Source organism: Agromyces seonyuensis, assembly GCF_009789225.1.
Taxonomy (GTDB): Bacteria; Actinomycetota; Actinomycetes; order Actinomycetales; family Microbacteriaceae; genus Agromyces; species Agromyces seonyuensis.
This window is the reverse complement of sequence record NZ_WSTA01000136.1, coordinates 1-4,751: the sequence shown is the minus strand read 5'-3', so window position 1 is coordinate 4,751 and position 4,751 is coordinate 1. Positions and strand designations below refer to the sequence as shown.

The window sequence follows — 4,751 nt, the reverse complement described above, 5'->3', positions numbered from 1 at the left end:
CTCGGCGAGGCCGTCGCCCTCGTCGTCGCCGCACCCGGCACCGGCGAGCCGCTCGCCGAGGCCGCCGCCGCGCTCGGCGCCGCCCGCGTGCTGCTCGCCGAACCGGAGGGTGCGGGCCGCGACCTCCTCGTGCCCGAGACCGACGCCCTCGCCGCGGCGGCCGCCCAGACAGGGCCCGAGGCCGTGCTCGTCGCCCACTCGATCGCCGGGCGCGAGCTCGCCGCGCGCTTCGCGGCCCGCACGAAGTCGGCCCTCGCCGTCGACGTCATCGGCGTGGACCGCGACGACGAGGGGATCGTCGCGACGCACTCCGTCTACGGCGGCGGCTTCGACGCCGTGTCCGCGGCGACCTACGGCACGCTCGTCGCGACCGTCCGCCAGGGGGCGGTCCGCGCCCGCGCGGAGGCCGTCCCGCTCGTGCTCGAACGGCTCGAGGTCGCCCCGTCGGGACGCCGCGCCGCGGTGATCGAGTCCGTCGAACCCGTCGTGGAGGTGTCGGCGCGACCCGAGCTGCGCGGTGCGGCGAAGGTCGTCTCGGGCGGCCGCGGGCTCGGCTCCGCGGAGAAGTTCTCCCTCGTGGAAGACCTCGCCGACGCCCTCGGCGCCGCGGTCGGCGCGTCGCGCGCGGCCGTCGACGCGGGGTACGTGCCGCAGCGCGCGCAGGTCGGGCAGACCGGCGTCTCGGTCTCACCGCAGCTCTACGTCGCGCTCGGCATCTCGGGCGCCATCCAGCACCGAGCCGGCATGCAGACCGCCGGCACGATCATCGCCGTCAACACGGATGCCGACGCCCCCATCTTCGACATCGCCGACTTCGGCGTCGTCGGCGACGTGTTCGCGGTCGTGCCGCAGCTCATCGCGGAACTCGAGGCGGCCCGCGGATGACCGTGCCCGTCGCGATCCGCCGCGGGCTGCCCCGCGTGCCCGGCGGGGACCCGTGGCCGCCCGCAGCGACCTCTCCCGCTGGTCGAGTAGGAAGCGAAGCGACCGTATCGAGACCCGGCGACGACGCCCTCGCCGGTCGAGCAGGGAGCGAAGCGACCCCTCCCGCTGGTCGAGTAGGAAGCGAAGCGACCGCCCTCGCTGGTCGAGTAGGGAGCGCAGCGTCCTCTCCCGCTGGTCGAGTAGGGAGCGAAGCGCGCGTATCGAGACCTCATGCGACGAGCATCCGTCGCGGACTGCCCCGCATTGCGGGCGGCGAGCCGTGGCCGCCCGCGACCTCGGCCGTGCTCGCGAGCGCACCGAGCACCGTCGCGCCCGCTCCGGCGAGTCCGCTGCCCGCCCCGGCCGCGGTCGGTGGCGCCGACGCATCGGTCGCGCCCGTCTCCGTCTCGCCTGTCGCCGCCTCCGGTACGGGCTCGCCCCTCCGGCGCGGTCTGCCGCGCCTCGCGGGCGGGGAACCGTGGCCGCCCGCCGGGTTCGCGCCGGCGGCGGTCGGCGAGATGGCGGCTCGTGAATCGGACGTTCGCGTCGATGGGGCTCGTCGGGGCGAGGCGCCGGTGGTGCCTGGTCTCGATACGGTCGCTGCGCTCCCTACTCGACCGGCGGAGGAAGCTTCGGTTCCTGCTCGACCCGCGGGAGCGGGCGCGGTGCCTCCCGCTCGACCCGCGGCCGAGGCCCGCGGGCTGCAGGAGCGACCCGTCCTGCGCTGGCTCGCGCTCGCGGGCATCCTCGTCGTCGGCGCAGCGCTCGTCGTGCTCGTGGCTCGACTGCTGATCGTGCGACCGGCGGTGCAGGAGTTCCTCCTCGCCTACCCGGGCGAGTACCTGCTGCCGGCGGACGCCCCGATCGGGTTCCCGGCGTGGCTCGGCTGGCAGCACTTCTGCAACGTGTTCCTGATGGTGCTCATCATCCGGTCGGGGCTCCAGGTGCGGCGCGAGCAGCGTCCGGCGGCGACGTGGTCACCCCGCTGGAACCGCGCGCGGAAGATCAGCCTGAACCTGTGGTTCCACCAGAGCCTCGACCTGCTGTGGCTCGTCAACGGCGTCGTGTTCATGGTGCTGCTCTTCGTGACGGGGCAGTGGGTGCGCATCGTGCCGACGAGCTGGGACGTCTTCCCGAACGCGGTGTCGGCGGCGCTGCAGTACGCGTCGCTCGACTGGCCGACGGAGCACGGCTGGGTGAACTACAACTCCCTCCAGCAACTCGCCTACTTCACGACGGTCTTCATCGCGGCGCCGCTCGCGGTGCTCACGGGCATCCGGATGTCGGGCCTGTGGCCGGCCAAGGCCGAGCGCCTCTCGCGGATCTACCCGGTCGGGCTCGCCCGTGCCGTGCACTTCCCCGTGATGCTCTACTTCGTCGGGTTCATCGTCGTGCACGTGGCGCTCGTGTTCTCGACCGGGGCGCTGCGCAACCTCAACCACATGTACGGCGGCCAGGACGCGGTGAACTGGGTCGGCTTCGCGATCTTCTCGGTCTCGCTCCTCGTGATCGCGGGCGCCTGGGTCGCGGCGCGGCCCGTCGTGCTCGCGCCGATCGCGGGGCTCTTCGGCACGGTGGGCCGGCGATGAGCACCGAGCAGGTGCGGGATGCGCCGCCCGCGTTCGCCTGGGAGTCGGACGGCGTCGAGGTGGTCGCGTCGGCGGAGGGCGCCGGTGCCGGGACCGCGCCGCTCCTCGTGCTCGACCGCGTCGAAGGCTTCCTGGATGACGCGGGTTCGGATGACGCGGGCCTCGGTTCCGGGCCGCTCGGGTGGCGGCGCATCGGCGAGGGCCAGTCGAACGTGACCTACCTGCTGCGTCGCGGCGACGCCGAGTTCGTGCTGCGACGGGGGCCGCGCCCGCCGCTGCCGAAGTCGGCGCACGACATGCTCCGGGAGGCGCGCATCCAACGCCTGCTGGGGGAGGCGGGGTACCGCGTGCCGCGCATCCTCGCGGTCTGCGAAGACGATGCGCTCCTCGGCGTGCCCTTCTACGTCATGGAGTACCTGCGGGGCGACGTGCTGACCGAGACGCTGCCGCCGCGCTTCGCGACGCCCGAGGCTCGCCGCGGCGTCGCGGAGGCGACCGTGGACGCGCTCGTCGACCTGCACGCGATCGACGTGACGACCGGGCCGCTGTCGGAGCTCGGCCGCCCCGACGGCTACCTCGAACGCCAGCTCGCGCGCTTCAGCGGCCTCTGGTCGACGGTGTCGCGGCGGGAGCTGCCCGCGGTCGACGCGGTCGCCCGGCGCCTCGCCGAGCGGCTGCCTAAGACGCGCCGCGTCGGCATCGTGCACGGGGACTTCCGGCTCGGCAACCTCATGTTCGCGGCCGACGGCCCGGGGGAGGCGCCGCGGGTCGCCGCGGTGCTCGACTGGGAGCTCGCGACTCTCGGCGATCCGCTCGCCGACGTCGGCTACCTCGCGGCGACGTGGAGCGAACCGGGTTCGCCCGCGACGACGATGGAGCTCTCGCCCGTGACGGCCGAGGCCGGCTTCCTCGACCGCGCCGGGCTCGTCGCGCGGTACGCCGAACGCACGGACGTCGCGCCGGAGTCGCTCGCCTGGTACCAGGCGCTCGCGCTCTGGAAGTCGGCGGTGTTCAGCGAGGCGATCTACACGCGCTGGCTCGCCGGCGAGCGGCCCGATGACACCGACTTCGCGCCGCGGCTCGAAACGGGCGTGCCGCGACTGCTCGAGGTCGCGTCGGAGTACGCCGCCCGCGCCTGATCGCAGGGCGCGGAGCCCGAGCTCATCGCCGAGTGCGGCCACTCCCCGTGGGTCGAGCAGCCCGAGCGCTTCCGGGCGCTCGTCGGCGCTCGGCTCGCCGGCCTCGGCTGACGCAGCCCTACTTCGCGAACGACGCGAGCCAGCGCGCCCGCTCGCGTGCGAAGAGCGCGATGACGATGCCCCAGAGGCCGAGGTCGTCGGCGAAGCCGAGCGGGCCGAGCAGCAGTTCGGGGATGAGGTCGATGGGGGAGATCGTGTACACGACGGCGGCGGCCGCGACGACCCAGGTCATCGGGGCGATCCGGTGCTCGCCGCGCCGGACGGCCTGCAGGAAGCTCCACATGCCCCCAGTGTGACGCACGTGCGTGAGAGCATCGAGCGTGGGCACGCTCCGCGCGTTGTGGGGGTCGACGCACCCCGGGCCGACGCTGGTCGTCACGGCCCTCGCGATCGCGCTCGGCTGGGCGGCCGGGCTCGAGGCCTGGCGCACCGGGATGCTCGCGCTCGCGGTCTTCGCCGGGCAGCTCTCGGTCGGCCTCTCGAACGACGCGATCGATGCGCCGCGGGACTTCGCTGTGCGTCGCACGGACAAGCCGATCGCCCGCGGCGAGGTCGGCCTCCGAGTCGCCTGGGCCGCGGCGCTGACGACGCTGGTGATCGCGCTGGCGGCGTCGGCGGTGCTCGGCTGGGGGATGCTCGCGCTGCACGCGATCGCACTCGCCTCGGCGTGGGCCTACAACGCGCGGCTGAAGTCGACGCCGGCCTCGATCGTGCCGTTCCTCGTGAGCTTCGGGATCTTCCCGAGCCTTGCGACCCTCTCCGCGCCTGAACCGGCCCTCGCGCCGGCGTGGGCATGGGCCGCGGGTGCCGCGCTCGGCGCGGCGGTGCACCTGACGAACGTGCTGCCCGACCTCGAGCAGGATGCCGCCACGGGCGTCCGGGGACTCCCGCACCGGTGGGGGCCGCGCGCCTCGGCGGCCGTCGCCGCGGTCGCCGTCGTGGCGGGGGCGGTCGCGGTGCTCTTCGGCGGCGCGGGCGGCGACCTCGCCGGCATCCCGGTCGCCTCGTGGGCGTGCTTCGCGGGGGCGGTCGCCGCCTC

The 4,751-nt window shown here is 74.7% G+C and carries 5 protein-coding genes; 4 read left to right on the top strand and 1 reads right to left on the bottom strand.

The window, feature by feature from the left end; translation table 11 throughout:
• From GB864_RS17765 to GB864_RS17755, 3 genes are all read left to right on the top strand, one after another.
• On the top strand, positions 1-885 hold an 885-nt coding region (locus tag GB864_RS17765; protein ID WP_160427023.1), incomplete at its 5' end, for an electron transfer flavoprotein subunit alpha/FixB family protein.
• A gap of 704 nt (positions 886-1,589) precedes the next feature.
• Entirely contained in the window at positions 1,590-2,513 is a 924-nt protein-coding gene (locus GB864_RS18675) for a cytochrome b/b6 domain-containing protein (protein ID WP_336604074.1), read from the top strand.
• On the top strand, positions 2,510-3,652 hold the full coding sequence (locus GB864_RS17755; RefSeq protein WP_160427021.1) for a phosphotransferase family protein: 1,143 nt from the start codon (positions 2,510-2,512) through the stop codon (positions 3,650-3,652). The genes GB864_RS18675 and GB864_RS17755 overlap by 4 nt, the downstream gene beginning before the upstream one ends.
• 118 nt (positions 3,653-3,770) lie before the next feature.
• On the opposite strand, the gene GB864_RS17750 is transcribed toward GB864_RS17755, so the two are convergent.
• Positions 3,771-3,995 carry a DUF1232 domain-containing protein gene (locus tag GB864_RS17750; protein WP_160427020.1) on the bottom strand — a complete coding sequence of 75 codons (225 nt, stop codon included), beginning with the start codon at positions 3,993-3,995 and terminating at the stop codon, positions 3,771-3,773.
• Between the two features lie 37 nt (positions 3,996-4,032).
• On the opposite strand from GB864_RS17750, the gene GB864_RS17745 reads away from it, so the two are divergent.
• On the top strand, positions 4,033-4,751 hold a 719-nt coding region (locus GB864_RS17745; protein WP_160427019.1), incomplete at its 3' end, for a UbiA family prenyltransferase.

Excerpts from the sequence above, each read along its gene's own strand:
- GB864_RS17755 (WP_160427021.1), top strand. The coding sequence starts at position 2,510 with ATGAGCACCGAGCAGGTGCGGGATGCGCCGCCCGCGTTCGCCTGGGAG.
- GB864_RS17750 (WP_160427020.1), bottom strand. The coding sequence starts at position 3,995 with ATGTGGAGCTTCCTGCAGGCCGTCCGGCGCGGCGAGCACCGGATCGCC.